Annotated in this window: 12 protein-coding genes; 6 read left to right on the forward strand and 6 right to left on the reverse strand. The window is 58.4% G+C overall.

Going from position 1 to position 19,240, the window contains the following annotated elements; all coding sequences use genetic code 11:
* Positions 1–77: 77 nt before the first annotated feature.
* The gene (gene treC, locus CKW38_RS07775) at positions 78–1,727 is read right to left on the reverse strand and encodes an alpha,alpha-phosphotrehalase (protein ID WP_095112374.1); all 1,650 of its coding nucleotides are present in this window, start codon (positions 1,725–1,727) and stop codon (positions 78–80) included.
* Between the two features lie 117 nt (positions 1,728–1,844).
* Positions 1,845–3,287, reverse strand: coding sequence for a PTS system trehalose-specific EIIBC component (treP, locus tag CKW38_RS07780; protein WP_007916823.1), 1,443 nt, complete (start codon positions 3,285–3,287; stop codon positions 1,845–1,847).
* 235 nt (positions 3,288–3,522) lie between these two features.
* On the opposite strand from treP, the gene treR reads away from it, so the two are divergent.
* From treR to CKW38_RS07795, 3 genes are all read left to right on the forward strand, one after another.
* A complete protein-coding gene (gene treR, locus CKW38_RS07785) occupies positions 3,523–4,227 on the forward strand; it encodes a trehalose operon repressor (RefSeq protein WP_034156275.1) in 705 nt (234 codons plus the stop codon).
* A 101-nt stretch (positions 4,228–4,328) separates the two neighbouring features.
* Entirely contained in the window at positions 4,329–7,415 is a 3,087-nt protein-coding gene (locus CKW38_RS07790; RefSeq protein ID WP_095112375.1) for a membrane-targeted effector domain-containing toxin, read from the forward strand.
* 254 nt (positions 7,416–7,669) lie between these two features.
* Entirely contained in the window at positions 7,670–10,807 is a 3,138-nt protein-coding gene (locus tag CKW38_RS07795; RefSeq protein WP_095112376.1) for a membrane-targeted effector domain-containing toxin, read from the forward strand.
* A 75-nt stretch (positions 10,808–10,882) separates the two neighbouring features.
* Here CKW38_RS07795 and guaA read toward each other — a convergent pair whose 3' ends face one another.
* From guaA to CKW38_RS07815, 4 genes are all read right to left on the reverse strand, one after another.
* Complete coding sequence (gene guaA / locus CKW38_RS07800; protein ID WP_007916833.1) at positions 10,883–12,460, reverse strand: glutamine-hydrolyzing GMP synthase; 1,578 nt, start codon at positions 12,458–12,460, stop codon at positions 10,883–10,885.
* 99 nt (positions 12,461–12,559) lie between these two features.
* Positions 12,560–14,029, reverse strand: coding sequence for an IMP dehydrogenase (gene guaB / locus CKW38_RS07805; RefSeq protein ID WP_007916845.1), 1,470 nt, complete (start codon positions 14,027–14,029; stop codon positions 12,560–12,562).
* A gap of 117 nt (positions 14,030–14,146) precedes the next feature.
* A complete protein-coding gene (locus CKW38_RS07810; protein WP_038363001.1) occupies positions 14,147–14,695 on the reverse strand; it encodes a sugar ABC transporter ATPase in 549 nt (182 codons plus the stop codon).
* A gap of 184 nt (positions 14,696–14,879) precedes the next feature.
* Positions 14,880–15,647, reverse strand: a complete 768-nt coding sequence (locus CKW38_RS07815; protein ID WP_095112377.1) for a sulfite exporter TauE/SafE family protein — start codon at positions 15,645–15,647, stop codon at positions 14,880–14,882.
* A gap of 100 nt (positions 15,648–15,747) precedes the next feature.
* On the opposite strand from CKW38_RS07815, the gene CKW38_RS07820 reads away from it, so the two are divergent.
* From CKW38_RS07820 to CKW38_RS07830, 3 genes are all read left to right on the forward strand, one after another.
* Positions 15,748–16,635, forward strand: coding sequence for a LysR family transcriptional regulator (locus CKW38_RS07820; protein ID WP_095112378.1), 888 nt, complete (start codon positions 15,748–15,750; stop codon positions 16,633–16,635).
* A 132-nt stretch (positions 16,636–16,767) separates the two neighbouring features.
* Entirely contained in the window at positions 16,768–18,147 is a 1,380-nt protein-coding gene (gene xseA / locus CKW38_RS07825) for an exodeoxyribonuclease VII large subunit (protein WP_095112379.1), read from the forward strand.
* Positions 18,148–18,150: 3 nt separating this feature from the next.
* Positions 18,151–18,972, forward strand: coding sequence for a M23 family metallopeptidase (locus tag CKW38_RS07830; protein WP_007916854.1), 822 nt, complete (start codon positions 18,151–18,153; stop codon positions 18,970–18,972).
* Positions 18,973–19,240: the final 268 nt, after the last annotated feature.

Raw genomic sequence — 19,240 nt, forward strand, 5'->3', positions numbered from 1 at the left:
TGCATGAATTCGGCGCGCAGAAATCCCCCGCGCAATGCTCTGCGTGTTTTTTTGAAAGCTGTTTTTTTAGTTAAGGATCAGGGATCGATCAGGTGCAGAACGAAGGACTCGTAAGGCCGTAACGTCACCTGGCGTTTGCGCAACGGCCCGTCCGGATAGTTGCTGATCAACGGGCGCTGGCTCATTGACTCGCTGATGACCGTCGCCGGCAATTCCACTTCACAGGTTGTCCCGTAGAAGTTGTTCACCACCAACAAACGCTCGGCGCTGCCTTCACGTACATAGGCCCAGACTTGTGGATGTTCGGGCAGTAATTGTCGGTACACCCCCTCGGTCATTAACGATTCGCGGCGACGCAGTGCGATCAGATTGCGGTAGTGATGGAGTACCGAATCGGGGTCATCAAGCTGCCTGGCGACGTTGATCTGCGCGGCATTGGCCGGCACTCCGATCCATGGCTCGACACTGCTGAAACCGGCGTTCGGCCCGGCGTCCCAGTGCATCGGCGTACGGCCGTTATCACGGGATTTCTGCTTGATTGCCGCCATGTTGTCGGCATCACTGCTGCCGGCTTCGCGCTTGAGGCGAAAGATGTTCAGCGTCTCGACATCGCGATAATGCTCGATCGATTCGAACCCCGGATTGGTCATGCCCAACTCTTCGCCCTGATACACGAACGGCGTGCCCTGGAGAAAATGCAGCGCGGTGCCGAGCATCTTCGCCGAGCGTTCGCGATACTCGCCGTCATTGCCGAAACGCGAGACCACTCGCGGTTGATCGTGGTTACACCAGAACAGCGCGTTCCAGCCGCCACCGGCCTGCATGCCGGTCTGCCAGTCGGACAGGATTTGCTTGAGCTGACGGAAATCGAAATCGGCGCGCACCCACTTTTGCAGGTTCGGATAATCGACTTTCAGGTGATGAAAGTTGAAGGTCATCGACAGCTCTTTGGATTGCGGATTCGAATAACGAATGCAGTGTTCGAGGCTGGTCGATGACATCTCGCCGACATTGATCAGGTCGTGCCCTTCGAAGACTTCGCGGTGCATCTGCTGCAAGTACTCATGGACATTCGGCCCGTCGGTATAGAAGCGTCGACCATCGCTGCTGTCCTCGGGAAAGTCTTCCGGCTTGGAGATCAGATTGATCACGTCCAGACGAAAACCACCCACGCCCTTGTCCCGCCAGAACTGCATCATCCGGAACACTTCAGCGCGCACCTTGGGGTTGTCCCAATTGAGGTCGGCCTGGGTGTGGTCGAACAGGTGCAAGTAATACTGACCGGTCTGGGCTTCGTACTCCCAGGCCGAACCGCCGAATTTGGATTCCCAATTGTTCGGCTGATCGCGCCAGATGTAGAAATCACGGTAAGGGTTGTCGAGGCTGCTGCGCGCCTGCTGGAACCATACGTGTTCGATCGAGGTGTGATTGACCACGATGTCGAGCATCAGCTTGATTCCGCGCTTGCCCGCTTCGGCGATCAGCAATTCGCAGTCGGCCATGCTGCCGTAGCTCGGATCGATGGCGTAGTAATCGCTGATGTCATAGCCGTTGTCGCGTTGCGGCGAACGCAGAAATGGCGTGATCCACAAGCAGTCGACACCCAGCCACTGCAGGTAATCGAGCTTGGCGACGATACCGAGCAGATCACCTGTCGGGTTGCCGGCGTGGCTATGAAAACTCTTCGGATAGACCTGGTAGATCACCGAACGCTGCCAGTCTTGCATGGCACATTTCCCTCTTGAATTTTACGAGCTCTGTAGGAGCTGCCGAAGGCTGCGATCTTTTGATTTTGAGAGGCAAGATCAAAAGATCGCAGCCTTCGGCAGCTCCTACAGATCGATTCAGGCAACCCGATAACCGGGGCGGACAATCTTCATGCTCAGTGCACAGGTCAGAACAAACGGCACGAGCATGGCAATCAGCATCCCGAGCACAAACATCGGGATGTACTGCGGAATGATCGAGATGAAACCCGGCAGACCACCGACGCCGATGGCCGAGGCCTGAACCTTGTTCAGCGACAGGAACACACAGCCCAGCGCCGAGCCGGTGAGCGCGGCGTAGAACGGAAACTTGTAGCGCAGGTTGACGCCGAACATCGCCGGCTCGGTGATCCCGAAGTAGGCGGAAATCGCCGAGGTCGACGCCATGCTCTTGTCCCGCGCATTACGGGTCATCCAGAACACCGCCAGGGCGGCGCTGCCCTGGGCGAGATTGGACATGACGATCATCGGCCAGATGAAGGTGCCGCCCTGGGTCGAGATCAATTGCAGATCGACCGCGAGAAACATGTGGTGCATGCCGGTGATCACCAGCGGCGCATACAGCAGACCGAAAATCGCTCCACCCACCATCGGCGCCAGATCAAACAGCATGACCAGCCCTTCGGTGATGAAGATGCCGATGTGGCGGGTCACCGGGCCGATCACTGCCAGCGCCAGCACGCCGGTGACGACGATGGTGGTGATCGGCACCACGAGCAATTGAATGGCGTTGGGCACGCGCGCCCGCAGCCATTTTTCGATGACGCTCATCACGTAGGCGGCCAGCAGAATCGGCAGGATCTGCCCCTGATAACCGACTTTTTCCACCTGAAACAGCCCGAGAATGTCGAAGTACGGCAACTGCTGCCCGTCGAGCCCGGCCACGGCCTTGCCATAGTTCCAGGCGTTGAGCAGATCCGGATGCACCAGCATCAGGCCGAGCACGATGCCGAGGATCTCGCTGCCGCCAAAACGTTTGGCCGCCGACCAGCCCACCAGCGCCGGCAAAAACACGAACGAGGTGTTGGCCATCAGATTGATCAGGCTCCACAACCCGTCGAGTTTCGGGTAGGCATCGAGCAGGGTCTGCCCGTCAATGAACATGCCTTTGGCACCGAGCAGATTGTTGATGCCCATCAGCAGGCCGGCAATGATCAGTGCTGGCAGGATCGGCATGAATACGTCGGAGAACACCCGCACCAGACGCTGCATGGCGTTGATCTTTTCGGCGCTTTTCTGTTTGACGTCAGCGATGGTCGACGCCGCGAGACCGGTCTGGCGACGCAGTTCGGCATAGACCTTTTCCACTTCGCCCGGACCGATCACCACCTGATACAAACCACCGGTGAAGAACGAGCCCTTGACCAGATCGATCTGATTGAGCGTGGCAGTGTCGACCAGGCTCGGGTCCTTCAGGGCCAGTCGCAACCGCGTGACGCAATGGGCGGCCTGTTCGAGGTTGTCGCTGCCGCCGAGGCTTTGCAGCAATTGCCTGGCGATATTCGGGTAGTCGTGGCTCATGCTAGTTCTTCCGCTATGGATTGTTGTTATTGGCAGCACGCCGAAGCGAAAAATACTCGTCTGTACGAGTTATTGCAACAACTCGTACAGACGAGTTTGTTTATGTATGTTCCTGCCAGACCGAAGACGAATTTTCCTACTCAGCCCTAAGGTGATTTCCATCGTCCACATGGACAAAGCCCTACCCTGGCCTTAAGGTTCGAAGCTTTGAGCACAGTCGGCACCGAGCCTACCCATGAGCAAATACAACCAGATCTATAGCGATCTGCTGGCCAGCATCACGACTGAACGCCTGGAGCGCGGCGCCCGCCTGCCTTCCGAAACCGAACTGATGGACAGCTATCAGGCCAGCCGTGGCACGGTGCGCAAGGCCATCGAATTACTTCAAGAGCGTGGCTTTGCGCAGAAAATCCACGGCAAAGGCACCTTCGTGCTTTCGACCAACCCGATCGAGTTTCAACTCGGCGGCATCGTCAGCTTTCAAGAGACCTACCCGCGCCTGGGCAACGATGTCAGCACCGAAGTGGTCGAGCTGAGCCAGATCCCGCTCGAAGGCGCCCTGCTCGAGCACATCCACGCCGAACCCGGCAGCCTCATCACCCGTATCAAGCGTGTGCGGCGCATTGACGGCAAACGGGTCATCCTCGACATCAACCACTTTGTCAGCGAAGTGATTCCCGGCCTGTCCCTCGACATCGCCGAACAGTCGATCTATGCGCATATCGAACAGACATTGCAGTTACAGATTGCCTACGCCCAACGCACCATCGAAGCCGTGCCGCGCAGCAAGGACGATCAACTGCACCTGGATCTCGACGGCCAGAGCCATGTGATCGTGGTCAGCAACCAGACCTTTCTTCAGGACGGTCGGCAGTTCGAGTACACCGAATCACGGCACACCCTCGACAAGTTCTACTTTTCCGACGTGGCTCGGCGCTGACCCCGGCACATTTCCAACGGTCGTGTGCGGTACATATGTAGTGCACTCCCCTTGAGCGAATCGGCCATGCTCGGCTCTCATTTCTCAAGGATGGAGAAAGCATGTACGCCACCCAACCACGTCCTCTGCCAAACGCGGCAGACAAAGCGGCGCTGAAGCGAATCGCCTATACCGTCGTGCAGAACTGTCCCGGTCTGCAGGACGCCGCCCATCAAGCGGCCCGTGATCTGCTGGAAGCCAAAGGCTTGTCGAGCCTTGATCCGGATCAGGTTTATTTCCATCGTTTCAAGACCGCCCAAAGCAGCACCCGCTCGTTTACCGGCTGGGAGCACATCCGCGAAAAACCCTACGAATCGATGACCCTGACACAGTTGGTGATTCATCGTTTTCGCACCACCGACCAGGACAACGCTGATCTTCTCGATCTGTACGGCGGCTTCTACACCGAAGGTCCGCAGGGCGAGAATTTCGACGAGAAAAATCAGGTGCGCCTGCACGGCAACGAGGTCTTGAACGCGTTCTGGAGCCTCGATTTCAGTGGTCACTACACCGCCACTCTGACGGACTTCTGGAACAGCCACGCTGACGACTTCCGCACATTGGCCAAGTGCAATTTCCTTAGCCGTGCGGTGCAGGCCCTGGATCTTGGGCAGCTCACCGGCAGTGACTTTCAATGGCTGATGGACTCGGTGGTGGGGCCTGTAAGCTGGCCGGTCACCCTGAGCATGCTGCACACGAGCCACACGGCAACGGGGGAGGTATGCGCCTTCGACATTGACGGGCACGTCGCCACGCAGCTGCTGCGCATCGTCGACCCCGCCGGCCGGCAGATTATCTATCTGCCCAGTGAAGCCGAAGCCTTCGTGGTCAAGGAAACGCCGGCGGACCTGCATTGGTGGGTTCTGGATCAGCTGAACGACGCAAAACGCCGCGCGACCTTCCTGAATCATTTTGCCCTCGCCGATCGTCAGCACATGAGCGAGAACATTACCGATCTGATGAATCGCCTGGTGGCCACCTGGGGCCGGGCCGACCATCACCTGATCAACCGCACAAACCAGGTGCTGAGCGATGATGCATTCAGCTGGCTGCGCGACACCACACGTCAGGCGATGTTTGCTGAAGCTCACCTGTCGCTGACGTCCAATGGTGATCTGCGCAAAAAACTGTGGATCGGCTACTTGAGTGCAGGCCTCAAGGTGTTTGGACCGATGGCCACTGTCGGTTGGCCGCTGGCGTTGCCGGTCATAGGCGCGACCATCGCCAGCATGGGCCTGAATATCGATCAGGCGCAGAACGGCAAGAGCAACGCCGAACGCAAGGCGGGCGTATTGGGTGCGGTATTGAGTGGCATCAATCTGTTATTCAACCTTCCATTGCTGATCGGCACCGGGCCGATGCTGGAGGTGGGCGCCGAGGTCGAGGCGGCTGAGGCCGCAGAAATGGCCGAGTACAGCGAAGCCTTGAATCCCTCCGCCGAAGCCGCCCCCCCATTGCAGATCATGGTGCCGGACGATCTCGACATCACCGTGCCAAATATCGATGAAACGACGCTGATTCCGGCGCAGAACGCTCCACCGCCCCCGGTGCCCGAACGCTATCAATGCAACGAACTGCTCGATGGCGCGGCACTCGGCGAGGGATACGGGAAATTCCACGGCGTGTACCGTCTCGACTCTGATCCTCCCTATGCCGTTCTGATGAATGACACTCCGTACTATGTCCGCTACTTCGCCAACTCTCGCGGCGGTGGCGATTGGGCAATCGTTGACCCGGAGCGTCCCAACCAGCTTGTTCACGCCTTGCCGATCCGCCTCAATGGCGAAGGGCAGTGGGAGCGGATGCCAGCCCTGGGCCTCAAAGGTGGCGGCCAGTGCATGGGCAAACAATGCACCCCGGATCTCGAACTCGACACCTTCGAACCTGTATCACCCGAGGCGGCCGCTCCACCGGCGGAAGAACTGCAACCCTCGACATCGCGCCCCCCGCGTCCTGTAACCAGCGCCTACGACATCGATCCGCCGGTGCGCCGTTCCATTAAAAGCTGGGCGTTGAACCTCAACGAAACCCATGCCCAGTTGCAGCCCGACGGAGAAGGCGGTTTTGGCATGGATGACCCGTTCGAATTGTATGCCGCCGGCAAACGCAAGCTGCTGCAAGGTTCGGCCCGAGGCTTTTTCAAGAATCTGCCGTGGATCATCCAGCCTGCGCGTCCGGCAATCCCCGAAATCAGCCGTCTGATGCCGCTGGCCGATCTTGTCGATGGCATTTTTGAAAGTGCTTCAGGGCTAGTGGTGGGAGAAACCCTTGATCGCATCGCCAGCCTGCGTTTTCTGATTGAAAGCATGCCGGCACTGGCCCGCCACGCGAAAACCCTCTACATGCGCGGGCTGCTCAGTGACTTCGCTCAGGTTGAGCTGAACCGCTACTTCACCAGCGGCAACATGACCGTTGATTTGCGCACTTACCTGAGCAGCCTGGGCACCGATCCCGCCAGTCGATTCAACCCACTGGAACTGGTCCAGGTCGCGCGAGCGAACGGCGTTCGGGTCCAGGCGATCGACTGCGCCGCCAGCTACAAAATGAAAACCCCGCTGCCCTCCGTCGACGAGCAGATGATGAGCACCTATCTGACAAACGACATCATGACCGGCGACGTCTACCTCAACAGCCCGGGAAAATGGATCGTAGTGACGGATGCTCACAACACCAATACCTTCAGAGGACTGCTGGGCATCAGTGAATTGAAAGGAGCAATCGGTCTGCGAATCGATGAAGTCGGCATTGGTGAAGAGCTGGGTGTGGATGTCGATCCGGGTATTGAAGTGCCACGCGGCAGCTCGCCCGGTGGCACTGTCAGGCAAGGAAATCCGGATCTGCTTCGCGCCGACTTGCGCTTGAAAGTTCAGGCACCCGAGCTGGTCTGGAGCGAGGAGACGTTGGAGAATCTTTTGTACCGGCGCGGCATGTATCTGTTCGAAAAAGCGGGCGACAGCTACACCCTGATCCACCGCAGCAAACAGGGCATGCTCCAGCGCACTCCGATATCTCGATTGAGTGACGGCAATGTCTCCCTCCACCGACCTGCGTGGCAGCGGGTGAATGACATTGAGTTCGCTAACCTTAAAGACATGTCGCAACGTTTGTCCGATACCGGGCTGATATTGCGTAGCCGGATTCCTGATTGAGGCTCTCCGGTTAAAACTGAGCATGGAAGGCCCGAAAACAAAAAATGCCAGTCAGCAGAACTGACTGGCATTTTTCATCAACCTTCCATGCGTTTGTGAAGCCAGCTAACGCCTGGAGGACGCCCTGCAGACAGTCTCTCCTCCATCACTCCGACTCCATTATCAATAGTGGGCAATATGCGATAGCCGGGTAGTGCACTGCCCTTGCACCAATCGGTCATGCTCGGTTTTTGTTTCTCAAGGATGAAGAACGCATGACCTCCCCCGAACGACGTCTCCTGCCAAACGCAGCGGACAAAACTGCCCTCAAAGCGATTGCCACGACGATCGTGCAGACTTGCCCGAGTCTGCTCGACGCAGCCCGGCAAGTCGCCAACGAACTCCTGGCGGACAAAGGCCTGTCCGGCCTGGATCCCGACCGGGTTTACTTCCACCGTTTCAAAACGGCGCAGAGCAGCGCGCTGACCTTCACGGGTTGGGAGCATTTGCTCGAAAAGCCTTACGAAACGCTCACCCTCACGCAGTTGGTGATCCATCGCTTTCGTGCGACTGATCAAGACAACGCAGACCTGCTTGGCCTTTACTGCGGCTTCTATTCGGATGGCCCGGAGGCGGAAAACTTCAATCAGAGCAATGAAGTACGGTTGCTTGGCAGCGATGTGCTGAAAGCGTTCTGGGACGTCGACTTCAGCGCGCGCTACACAGGTCAACTGACGACATTCTGGCAAACCTCGTCGGATAACTTCCGCGCCTTGGCAAAGTGCAACTTTCTCAGCCTGGCGGTGCAGGCGCTGCAACAGGGTGACCTTGACGGGACTGATTTTCAGCGCGTCGTCGCCTCGGTTATCGGGCCCGTCACCTGGCCCGTTACCTTGCAAATGCTGCAAGCGTTGCACCCGGTCGGTGCTGAAGTGCGGGCGCTGGATCTCGATGGCCAGGTAGCCTCCAATGCGCTGCGTCTGGTGGAAGACAGTGGCAGGCAGACCCTTTACTTGCCAGGCGAAGCCCAGTCATTCCTCTTGATGGACAATGAAACGGATCTGCACTGGTGGATGCTTGAGCAGATGAATTCAGAGGACAAGCGCACGGCCTTTCTCAAGCATTTCCCGCTGGCTGAGCGCAATCACATGACCGAAAACCTCACCGATCTGATGAACCGTCTGGTGAGCACCTGGGGCCACAGCGATCACCGAATGATCAATCGCAGCAACGTCGCGATCAGCGGTGACGCATTCACTTGGTTGAGCGAGTCGACACGCACGAGCATGGTTGCCGAGGCGCATCTGGCGCTCACTTCCAACAGTGCCCTGCGCAAAAAACTCTGGATCGGTTATTTGAGTGCCGGTCTGAAAGTATTCGGTCCGATGGCAGCAGTGGGCTGGCCTGTGGCGTTGCCTTTGATTGGCGCGAGCATCGCGAACATGGGATTGAACATCGATCAGGCCATCAACGGCACTACGCCAACCGAACGCAAGGCCGGTGTTACTGGCGCAGTGCTCAACGCGATCGACATTGTGTTCAACATTCCGTTTCTGATCAGCACTGGCCCACAACTTGAAGTGGGCCCACAGGTGGAGTTTGCTGAAGCTGAAGAAATGCGCGGGTTGATCGAGCTCACTTCGCCTGAACCACCATTCTTGCCGCCTCGGGATCTACCGCCAGTCACGGCGGTTGATCCAGAGGCGGCCGTTGAGCTGGCAAACGAAATCCCCATCGAGACGACCCTCGCATCCAGCCAGCAGTTGGCCACGGCTGCTGCGCGCCAGGGTTCGTCTTTTCCAAAGATTCCTGCCAAATATCGATGCAACGAGTTACTGGCACAGCGTTCTGTAGAAGCAGCGCCAGGCAAATATGAGGGTATTTACCGCCTGGACAAGGAGCCGGGCCATGCCATCGAAATGGAGGGTGCCGCGTACTACGTGCGCTATTTTGCCGACTCCGAAGACGCTGGCAACTGGGCCATCGTCAATCCCGAGCGGCCCAATCAGTTCGCTTACTCGTTGCCAGTACGCTTCGGTAGTAGCGGCAAGTGGGAACGCATACCCGCGCTGCGTCTCAGGGGAGGAGGCCAATGCGTGGGCAAGGCGTGTTTCCTGGACACTGACCTGACCTCGTCCTCGGCCCCGGATCCGGCCACGCCGTCCGCGGAGCTTCCCCTCGTCGAACCGGTTTCACCGGTTGCGCGGCCGTTGCGCCTGGTTACTCCTCTCAACGACATCATCGGAATGGACTTGGCGAAAATGAAAAGATGGGCAATGAACTTGCCCGAGACTTCCGTCGAGCTTGCCAGTGCAAACCAGGGTAAATCATCAACTACCGATACGTATGCAGCCTATTTCCGCGACAGACGCACGTCCATGCTAAACGAGGCCAAAGAGTATTACTCAGAACTGAACTGGACCAACCTGCCCGCACGACCAGTCATCCCGCAAATCGACGCCGAGATGCAGGCCGTTGAGTTGATTGATCGCATCTTTGCCAATACCGATGGGCTGGTCGTCGGCGAAACACTTGATCGCATCGCCAGTATGCGTTTCATGATCGAAAACATGCCGACGTTTTCACGGCATATCCGCACACTATACGTACGTGGTTTGCTGAGTGATTTTGCCCAGGAAGATCTCAATGACTTTTACCGCTCGGGAGAGATGTCAGAGGATCTTCGAGGCTACTTGTCCAGCCTGGGTACCGACCCTGATGAACGATTCAACATCCTTGAACTGATCAAGGCTGCTCAGGCCAATGGCATCCGGCCCCATGGGCTTGAAGTCGCGCACAGTTACAAGTTGAAGGTACCGCTGACTTCGATCGAAGAGCAGATGATCCACGCCCGGCTCGCCAATCAAATCATGTGGGGTGACGATCTCCTCAACAAACCAGGGAAATGGGTTGCCCTGGTCGACGCAACGAACACCAATACCTTCAGAAATCTGCCAGGCATCAGCGAACTCAGAGGCGGCATCGGTTTACGGATCGAAGAAGTGGCGTCCACCGAAGTGGCTGACATCAGAGTCGACCCGGGACTGGAAGTCGCTCGAGGTCCGTTTGATAACGGGGCAACGACGCGCAACTCCTCCGACGTCTTATACGCTGATCTGCGCTTGCAGATCGCAGCACCTGTACCGCAATGGACTGAGGCAACAGTGAACACACTGCTGAATCGCAACGGCATGTTCATGTTCGAAAAAACGCAGAATGCATACACACTCGTGCGTCGCGACAGTGCCAGCAATATTGTTCGAACAATGGTGAATCGCAGAAGGGACGGTCAGGTTTACATCTGGGCACAGACGATGCCGCGGATCAGCGGCATCATGTTCCGTGACCTCGGCGCGTTATCCCAGCGCTTGATAGAGATCGGCTTGACCCTGCAAAGTCGCTTACCCAGCTGACTGTTTTCAGGGTATGAAACGAAAAAACCCTTGGCTTCAGGCCAAGGGTTTTTCGTTAATCAACCTGCAGCGGGATCACTCCCACTCAATGGTCGCCGGCGGCTTGCTCGACACGTCGTAAGTGACGCGGGAGATGCCTTCGATTTCATTGATGATGCGGCCGGAGACGGTTTCCAGCAGTTCGTAAGGCAGGTGAGCCCAACGCGCGGTCATGAAGTCGATGGTTTCCACGGCACGCAGGGCAACCACCCAAGCGTAACGACGGCCATCGCCAACAACGCCAACCGATTTCACTGGCTGGAACACCACGAACGCCTGGCTGACTTTGTGGTACCAGTCGGCTTTGCGCAGTTCTTCGATGAAGATGTGGTCGGCACGACGCAGCAGGTCGGCGTATTCCTTTTTCACTTCACCGAGGATGCGCACGCCCAGACCCGGGCCCGGGAACGGGTGACGGTAGACCATGTCGTACGGCAGGCCCAGTTCCAGGCCCAGACGACGGACTTCGTCCTTGAACAGTTCGCGCAGTGGCTCGACCAGTTTCAGGTTCATCTCTTCCGGCAGGCCGCCCACATTGTGGTGCGACTTGATCACGTGGGCCTTGCCGCTTTTCGCGCCAGCCGACTCGATCACGTCCGGGTAGATGGTGCCCTGAGCGAGGTACTTGATGTTTTCCAGTTTGTTCGACTGGGCATCAAAGACGTCGATGAAGGTGCGACCGATGATTTTGCGCTTCTTCTCCGGGTCGGCTTCGCCGGCCAGGTTGTTGAGGAACTGCTCTTCAGCGTTGGCGCGGATCACTTTGACGCCCATGTTCTCGGCGAACATGGCCATCACTTGCTCGCCTTCGTGCAGACGCAGCAGGCCGTTGTCGACGAAGACGCAGGTCAGTTGGTCGCCGATGGCTTTGTGCAGCAGCGCAGCAACAACCGAGGAGTCAACGCCGCCGGACAGACCCAGCAGCACGTTGTCGGTGCCGACTTGTGCGCGGATGTTGGCGATGGCGTCTTCAGCGATCTTCGACGGCGTCCACAGGGCTTCACAGCCGCAGATGTCGAGAACGAAACGCGAGAGGATACGACCGCCCTGTTTGGTGTGGGTCACTTCCGGGTGGAACTGCACACCGTAGTAGCCACGGTCGTCGTTGAACATACCGGCGATCGGGCAGCTTGGGGTGCTGGCGAGGATGTGGAAGTCTTCCGGCATCCGGGTGACCTTGTCACCGTGGCTCATCCACACGTCGAGGCCGAACAAGCCGTCAGCGTCGATGTGGTCTTCGATGCCGTCGAGCAGGCGGCTCTTGCCAACCACGTCAACGCGGGCGTAACCGAACTCACGCAGTTCGGAACCTTCAACCTTGCCGCCCAGTTGCTCGGCCATGGTCTGCATGCCGTAGCAGATACCGAAAACCGGTACGCCCAGGTCAAACACGGCCTGTGGGCAACGCGGGCTGTCGGCGACGTGCACGGACTCGGGGCCGCCGGCGAGGATGACGCCTTTAGGAGCGAATTCGCGGATCGCATCTTCGTCCATGTCGAACGGGTGCAGTTCGCAATACACACCGATTTCACGCACGCGGCGGGCAATCAGTTGGGTGTATTGCGAACCGAAGTCGAGGATCAGGATGCGGTGAGCGTGAATATCGAGGGCCATGATTCAGTCTCGTTTAAGTCGTTCAGAAACAGTCGTGATTCAGAAACAACTCGGGGCTGAATCAAACAGCCCCGGTTGCTTACTTTATTGCTTGAAGGCTCAACCTACGCGGTAGTTTGGCGCTTCTTTGGTGATCTGCACGTCGTGAACGTGGGATTCGGCCATGCCAGCGCCGGTGATCCGCACGAATTCAGGCTTGGTGCGCATTTCTTCGATGTTGGCGCTGCCGGTGTAACCCATCGAGGAACGCAGACCGCCCATCAACTGGTGAATAATCGCGCTCAGGGTGCCTTTGTAAGGAACACGGCCTTCGATGCCTTCCGGAACGAGTTTCTCGGCGCCTGCCGAGGAGTCCTGGAAGTAACGGTCGGAGGAGCCTTGAGCCTGGGACATGGCGCCCAGCGAACCCATGCCGCGATACGCCTTGTACGAACGGCCCTGGAACAGTTCGATCTCGCCCGGCGCTTCTTCAGTACCGGCGAACATCGAGCCCATCATCACACAGGAAGCACCGGCGACGATGGCCTTGGACAGGTCACCGGAGAAACGGATGCCGCCGTCGGCGATCAACGGAACGCCAGTGCCTTCAAGGGCAGCGGCAACGTTGGCGATAGCACTGATTTGCGGGACGCCGACACCGGCGACGATACGGGTGGTGCAGATCGAGCCAGGGCCGATACCGACCTTGACTGCGTCAGCGCCTGCTTCGGCCAGAGCCTTGGCAGCGGCGCCGGTGGCGATGTTGCCGCCAATCACCTGCACTTCAGGGAAGTTCTCTTTGACCCAGCGAACACGGTCGATCACGCCTTTGGAGTGACCGTGTGCGGTATCGACTACCACGACGTCCACACCAGCGTTGACCAGGGCTGCGACGCGGTCACCGGTGTCTTTACCGGTACCGACAGCAGCGCCCACGCGCAGACGACCTTGATCGTCCTTGCTGGCCAGCGGGTAGGCTTTGGCTTTTTCGATATCGTTGACGGTCATCATGCCTTTGAGGGCGAATTTGTCGTCGACGATCAGCACGCGCTCGATGCGGTGCTTGTGCAGCAGTTCGCGTGCTTCGTCCTTGCTCGCGCCTTCCTTGATCGTGACCAGACGCTCTTTGGGCGTCATCACTTCACGGACGGTGGCTTCCAGACGGCTTTCGAAACGTACGTCACGGGAAGTGACGATGCCGACCAGGTCGCCATCGTGCAGAACCGGAACGCCGGAAATGTTGTGCATGCGGGTCAATTCGAACAGATCACGAACCGTGGCATCAGCCTCGATGGTGATCGGATCCTTGACGACGCCGGCTTCGAACTTCTTGACCTTACGCACTTCGGCAGCTTGCTGCTCGATGGTCATGTTCTTGTGGATAATGCCGATGCCACCTTCCTGAGCCATGGCGATTGCCAGACGGGCTTCAGTGACGGTGTCCATTGCAGCAGAAACCAGAGGAATGTTCAGCTCGATGCCACGGGTAAGGCGGGTCTTGAGACTGACTTCGTTAGGAAGTACCTCGGAATAACCAGGCACTAAGAGAATGTCGTCGAATGTCAGAGCTTCTTGGCTGATACGCAGCATCGCGGGGGCTCCCGAGCGGGAAAATGGAAGCGCGCCATTATAGTCAGACACCCCCTGCTGTTCAATGTAAAACTCAGCTTAATATCAATGTTGCTGATGTACGGGAAATCCCCGCCCCTACAGCTCCACCTTGACCCAAGAGACAGGTTGATCGAGCCAATCGGCGAACTCATCGATAAAGCTTTGCTTGAAGCCCGCCTCCAGCCAGTTATTGAAGATGAAACCAAGGTTGGAGAACGCGCATTCCTGCAAAAACAGAAAACCGTTGATGTCATCTTCGTGCCCGCATTCCGGGCACGTGAAGTTGTCGGTGCGGCCCGGGAACCAGTCTTCAAGGCTTTCGAACAGTGCTTCGCCGACTTCACGACGGCACTCGGCGCAACCAGCTTCTTCGAGGAAGCCCTTGGCCGGCGTGTAGATGCAGCGCTTGGTGACGATCTCCAGCCCGTTGATCGGCTCACCGAATGGCAAGGCTTGCGGGTGCAGGACCACAGCACGGGCGCCATCGGCAATCGCGTAAGCCATGCGGTTACCGGTGCGGCCACAGGTGGTCAGCTCTTCCTTGATGATGTTCTTGCGCACCAGCCAGCGCACGATCGCCCGGGCCCGGGGTTCGTGGACCGGCAGGGTGGAGATTTTCGGGACGATGATGCTTTGCGAATTCATGGTGCAGCCTGCGACGTCAAATGGAAATTCTGCGGTGCTCACTCCGCCGCCATCGCGGGCAAGCCCGCTCCCACAGGGATCTCGTTCGGTCACAAATGTTGTGTACACCAGAGAAACCTGTGGGAGCGGGCTTGCCCGCGATGGCGTCAGTGCGGCCGGCAGCTTAATCCCTGACGAAATCCGGTCAAGTGCTGAGGTAGCGTCCGATCAATGCGAGCCCGCTCGCCAGCACCAGCCACGTCACCAATCGCACAAACGCCTCGCGCGATAGGCGCATGGTCAATCGCCGCCCGATCCACAACCCCAGCGCCATGGCCGGCAACAGACACAGCGCCAGCATCAACAAGGGTAGCTCGGCATATACACCGGCGATAGCAAACAGGCTCAAACGCACCACCGTGCTGCAACTGATCAACGCACTTTGCGTGGCCCGCGCCGCATCCTTCGGCAGCCGACTATTCAGATAGATCGCATAAAGAAACCCGCCACTGCCAAACAGCGCCCCAAACAACCCGCCCACCGTCCCCATCGGCACCGCCCATGCCGCCGACAATTGCGTTGGCCGCGCCTTCACCCACAAGCTGTAAATCGCATAGGCGCTGATAAACAGCCCCATAAACAACAGCAATACATCGGATTTGAGGTTGAGCAGAAAAATCACCCCCAGCGTGCAACCGACTGCCATACACGGCAGCAGCCGCAGCAACTCGGGTTTGGCCACATCCCGCCGCGACGGCAGCAGATTGCCGAACGCCGCAACAAAATCCAGCAGCACCAGCAACGGCACGATTTTCGACAACGGCATGAACAGAATCAGAATCGGCCCCGCCACCAGCGCCGTGCCAAACCCGGCAATGCCGAACACGATATAGGCCAGGGCGATCCCCAGCCCGATCACCGCCCAGCCGCCGGTGCCCCATGTCCACTCACTCAACAACCCGGCCACGCTCATTGATCTGCTTCCTTAATAAGCCTGAGATGACTTTAGCCAGCGCCGAGGGTTGCGACTAATATCTTAAAAGTCGCTCACCCATCTCAAAAAGGCATGCCTGATGCTTTCAACCCGTCAACTGCGTTACTTCGTCGAAATCGCTGAGTGCGGCAGCTTCAGTTCGGCAGCCGAACGGTTGTTTGTTGCGCAATCGGCGCTGAGCCGGCAGATCAAGGACATGGAGACGCGGCTGCAAACACCACTGTTCGAACGAACCGCGCGCCAGCCTCGCCTGACAGCGGCAGGCGAGGCGTTTTTGCCGCGCGCCAGAAATCTGCTCAATGAGTTGAGCAAGGCCAGTGCCATGGCCACTGAAGTCGGTAACGGTCAGCTCGGCACATTGCGCCTCAGCCACTCCAGCACCGTGTCGATCAGCGGAGGTTTGCTCGGTGAAATCGGTGCGTATCTGCAGCAACAGCCTGGCGTGTCACTGGATATCGGCAAGTTGTCTTCCGAGGCGCAACTGGAAGAGTTGGCCGAAGGACGCCTCGATATCGGCCTGCTGCGCCTGCCCGTGTTGCGCCAGCGCGAAGGTATTCAGATTGTTCCGCTGTTTACTGAACGGTTGCTGCTGGCGGTACCGAGGGATCATCGATTGGCCGACGCTGAACGTGTCGATTTGGCACAACTGAAGGACGAAGCGTTCATCTCGATCCCGCACCCGCAACGCGGCGGCTTGAGTTACCTGTGTGCCGACCTGTGTATGCGTCAGGGTTTCTTCCCGAAAGCGGCGCGGGTGATGTCGCGCAAGACCACGCAATTGCAGTTGATCCAGGCCGGTTTCGGCATCGCCCTGCTGCCGGAATCGATGCAGGACATCGCCCCGAGCGGTGTACGCTTTCTGCCACTGGCCGATCCCGACTGCCACAGCACCGTCGCCCTCGCCTATCGACAGGATCCCACCCCGCTGATCCAACACTTTATCAAGGCGTTCACCAATCCCCTGTAGGAGCTGATGAGTGAAACGAGGCTGCGATCTTTTGATCTTGACCGCCAAAAGAAAGATCAAAAGATCGCAGCCTTCGGCAACTCCTACAGGGGATCGTGTATTGCATTGGAAATTAGCTTTAAACTGCGCCCCATGATTAAAGATCCCTTTGCAAGACTTGGCCTGGACCGTGAAGTCCTGACCGTCAGCCAACTCAACGGCCGCGCGCGGGTGTTGCTCGAAGACGTGTTCAGCAACATCTGGGTCGAAGGCGAAATTTCCAACCTCGCCCGCCCGGCGTCCGGTCACATCTACTTCACCCTCAAGGACAGCGGCGCGCAGGTGCGTTGCGCGCTGTTCCGGCAGAACGCCGCGCGAGTGCGTCAGGCGTTGAAGGACGGCCTGGCGGTGAAGGTGCGTGGCAAGGTTTCGTTGTTTGAAGGCCGTGGCGACTATCAACTGATCCTCGACACCGTCGAACCTGCCGGTGACGGTGCGCTACGTCTGGCCTTCGATGCCTTGAAAGAAAAGCTCAGCGCCGAAGGCCTGTTCAGTGCCGAACGCAAAGTGCCGCTGCCCGCGCATCCTCAGCGTATCGGCATCATCAGTTCACCCACCGGCGCGGTGATTCGCGACATCATCAGCGTGTTCCGCCGGCGTGCGCCGCAGGTGCAACTGACGCTGATTCCGACTGCCGTACAGGGCCGCGAAGCCACCGCGCAAATCGTCCGCGCGCTGAAAATGGCCGATGCCCGTGGCTTCGACGCGCTGATCCTCGCCCGTGGCGGCGGCTCGTTGGAGGACCTCTGGTGCTTCAACGAAGAAGCCGTGGCCCGCGCCGTCGATGCCTGCGTGACGCCAATTGTCAGCGCCGTCGGTCACGAAACCGATGTGTCGATCAGTGACTTTGTCGCTGACGTGCGCGCACCGACGCCGTCCGCCGCCGCTGAGTTGCTCGCGCCCGATTCCAGTCACTTGATCCGTCAGGTCGAAAGCCTGCATCGCCGCTTGGTGATGCGTATGCGCGATCGCTTGATGCGTGATCGCCTGCGCCTGGAAAGTATGGCCCGTCGCTTGCGTCATCCCGGCGAACGTCTGCGCCAGCAGGCTCAGCGTCTGGATGATCTGGACATGCGCATGCGCCGCGCTTTCGAGCGTCATCTCAACACTCGCCGTGAACGCTTGATCCGCCTGGAAACCCGCCTCGCCGGGCAACATCCGGGACGGCAACTGGCGATGTTGCGTCAGCGCCTCGACAGCCTCGCCGAACGTCTGCCCCGGGCCATGCGCGAAGGCCTGAAAAACCGTCGCCTGCAACTGCACAGCCAAATGCAGACGCTGCATGTGGTCAGCCCGCTGGCAACGCTCGGGCGTGGTTACAGCATTCTGCTGGATGAGCGCGGCCAGGCGATCCGCAACGCCGCGCAAACCCACACCGGCCAGCGTCTCAAAGCCAAACTCGGCGAAGGCGAACTGCAAGTGCGCGTCGAGGACAATCACCTGACGCCTGTCACCCTCTCTTTACTGGACTGATCAATGTCGCGTTTTCTGGCTCCACTGTTTCTGCTCTGCCTGACTTTCAATGCCCACGCTGACAGTTACATCACCCGGCTGCTGAACAAACCGGTGCCGGGTGGCGTGGCAGTGGTTGATCTCGGCTCAGCCGCGCAGGCACCGAAAGCCACGTATCAAGGCAAACCGGTGCTGGTGGTGAAAGAGCAGAACAACTGGCTGGCGATTGTCGGCGTGCCGTTGACTGTGAAGCCGGGCGCGCAACAGATCAGCAGCGGCGGGCGCAATCTGCCGTTCACCGTGGGCAACAAGAAATACCCGGAACAGCGCATCACCCTGAAGAACAAGCAGCAAGTCAATCCGGACCAGTCGAACCTCAAGCGCATCGAGGGTGAACTGGCCGAGCAGATCAAGGCCTACCGCAGCTTCAGCCCGAACACGCCGAGCAATCTGTTGCTGGACAAACCGGTCAACGGGCCGCTGTCGAGCAAGTTTGGCGTGCGTCGTTTCTTCAATGGTGAAGAGCGCAATCCGCATGCCGGCCTCGACTTCGCGGTGCCGGCGGGCACGCCGATCAAGACCCCGGCGGCGGGCAAGGTGATCCTCACCGGCAATTACTTCTTCAACGGCAACACAGTGTTTGTCGACCATGGGCAAGGCTTTATCAGCATGTTCTGCCACATGTCGAAGATTGATGTGAAGGTTGGCGATCAATTGGCGCGGGGCGCTGTGGTCGGCAAAGTTGGCATGACCGGCCGCGCGACCGGGCCGCACATGCACTGGAATGTCAGCCTGAATGATGCGCGGGTGGATCCGGCGATTTTCATTGGTGCGTTTCAACCTTAAAAAATAGAGCGAAGCTTAAGGCCTCATCGCGAGCAGGCTCACTCCTACATTGGACTGGTGTTGTGAACACGATCAACTGTAGGAGTGAGCCTGCTCGCGATGGCGGCTTATGCTGTATTCAAACACCCCTGAGACCCCATCACCCCCGATTGCGCCCCAATCAAACCTCGCGCAAATATCACAACGATCAGCGATCTCCAGCGCAATAAAATCCCGCCAAAACTCTCTTTCCGAGTATTCCTCTCAATTTTTTCCGACTGCTTGCCAT

It is taken from the genome of Pseudomonas sp. Irchel 3H7 (assembly GCF_900187605.1).
GTDB lineage: Bacteria > Pseudomonadota > Gammaproteobacteria > Pseudomonadales > Pseudomonadaceae > Aquipseudomonas.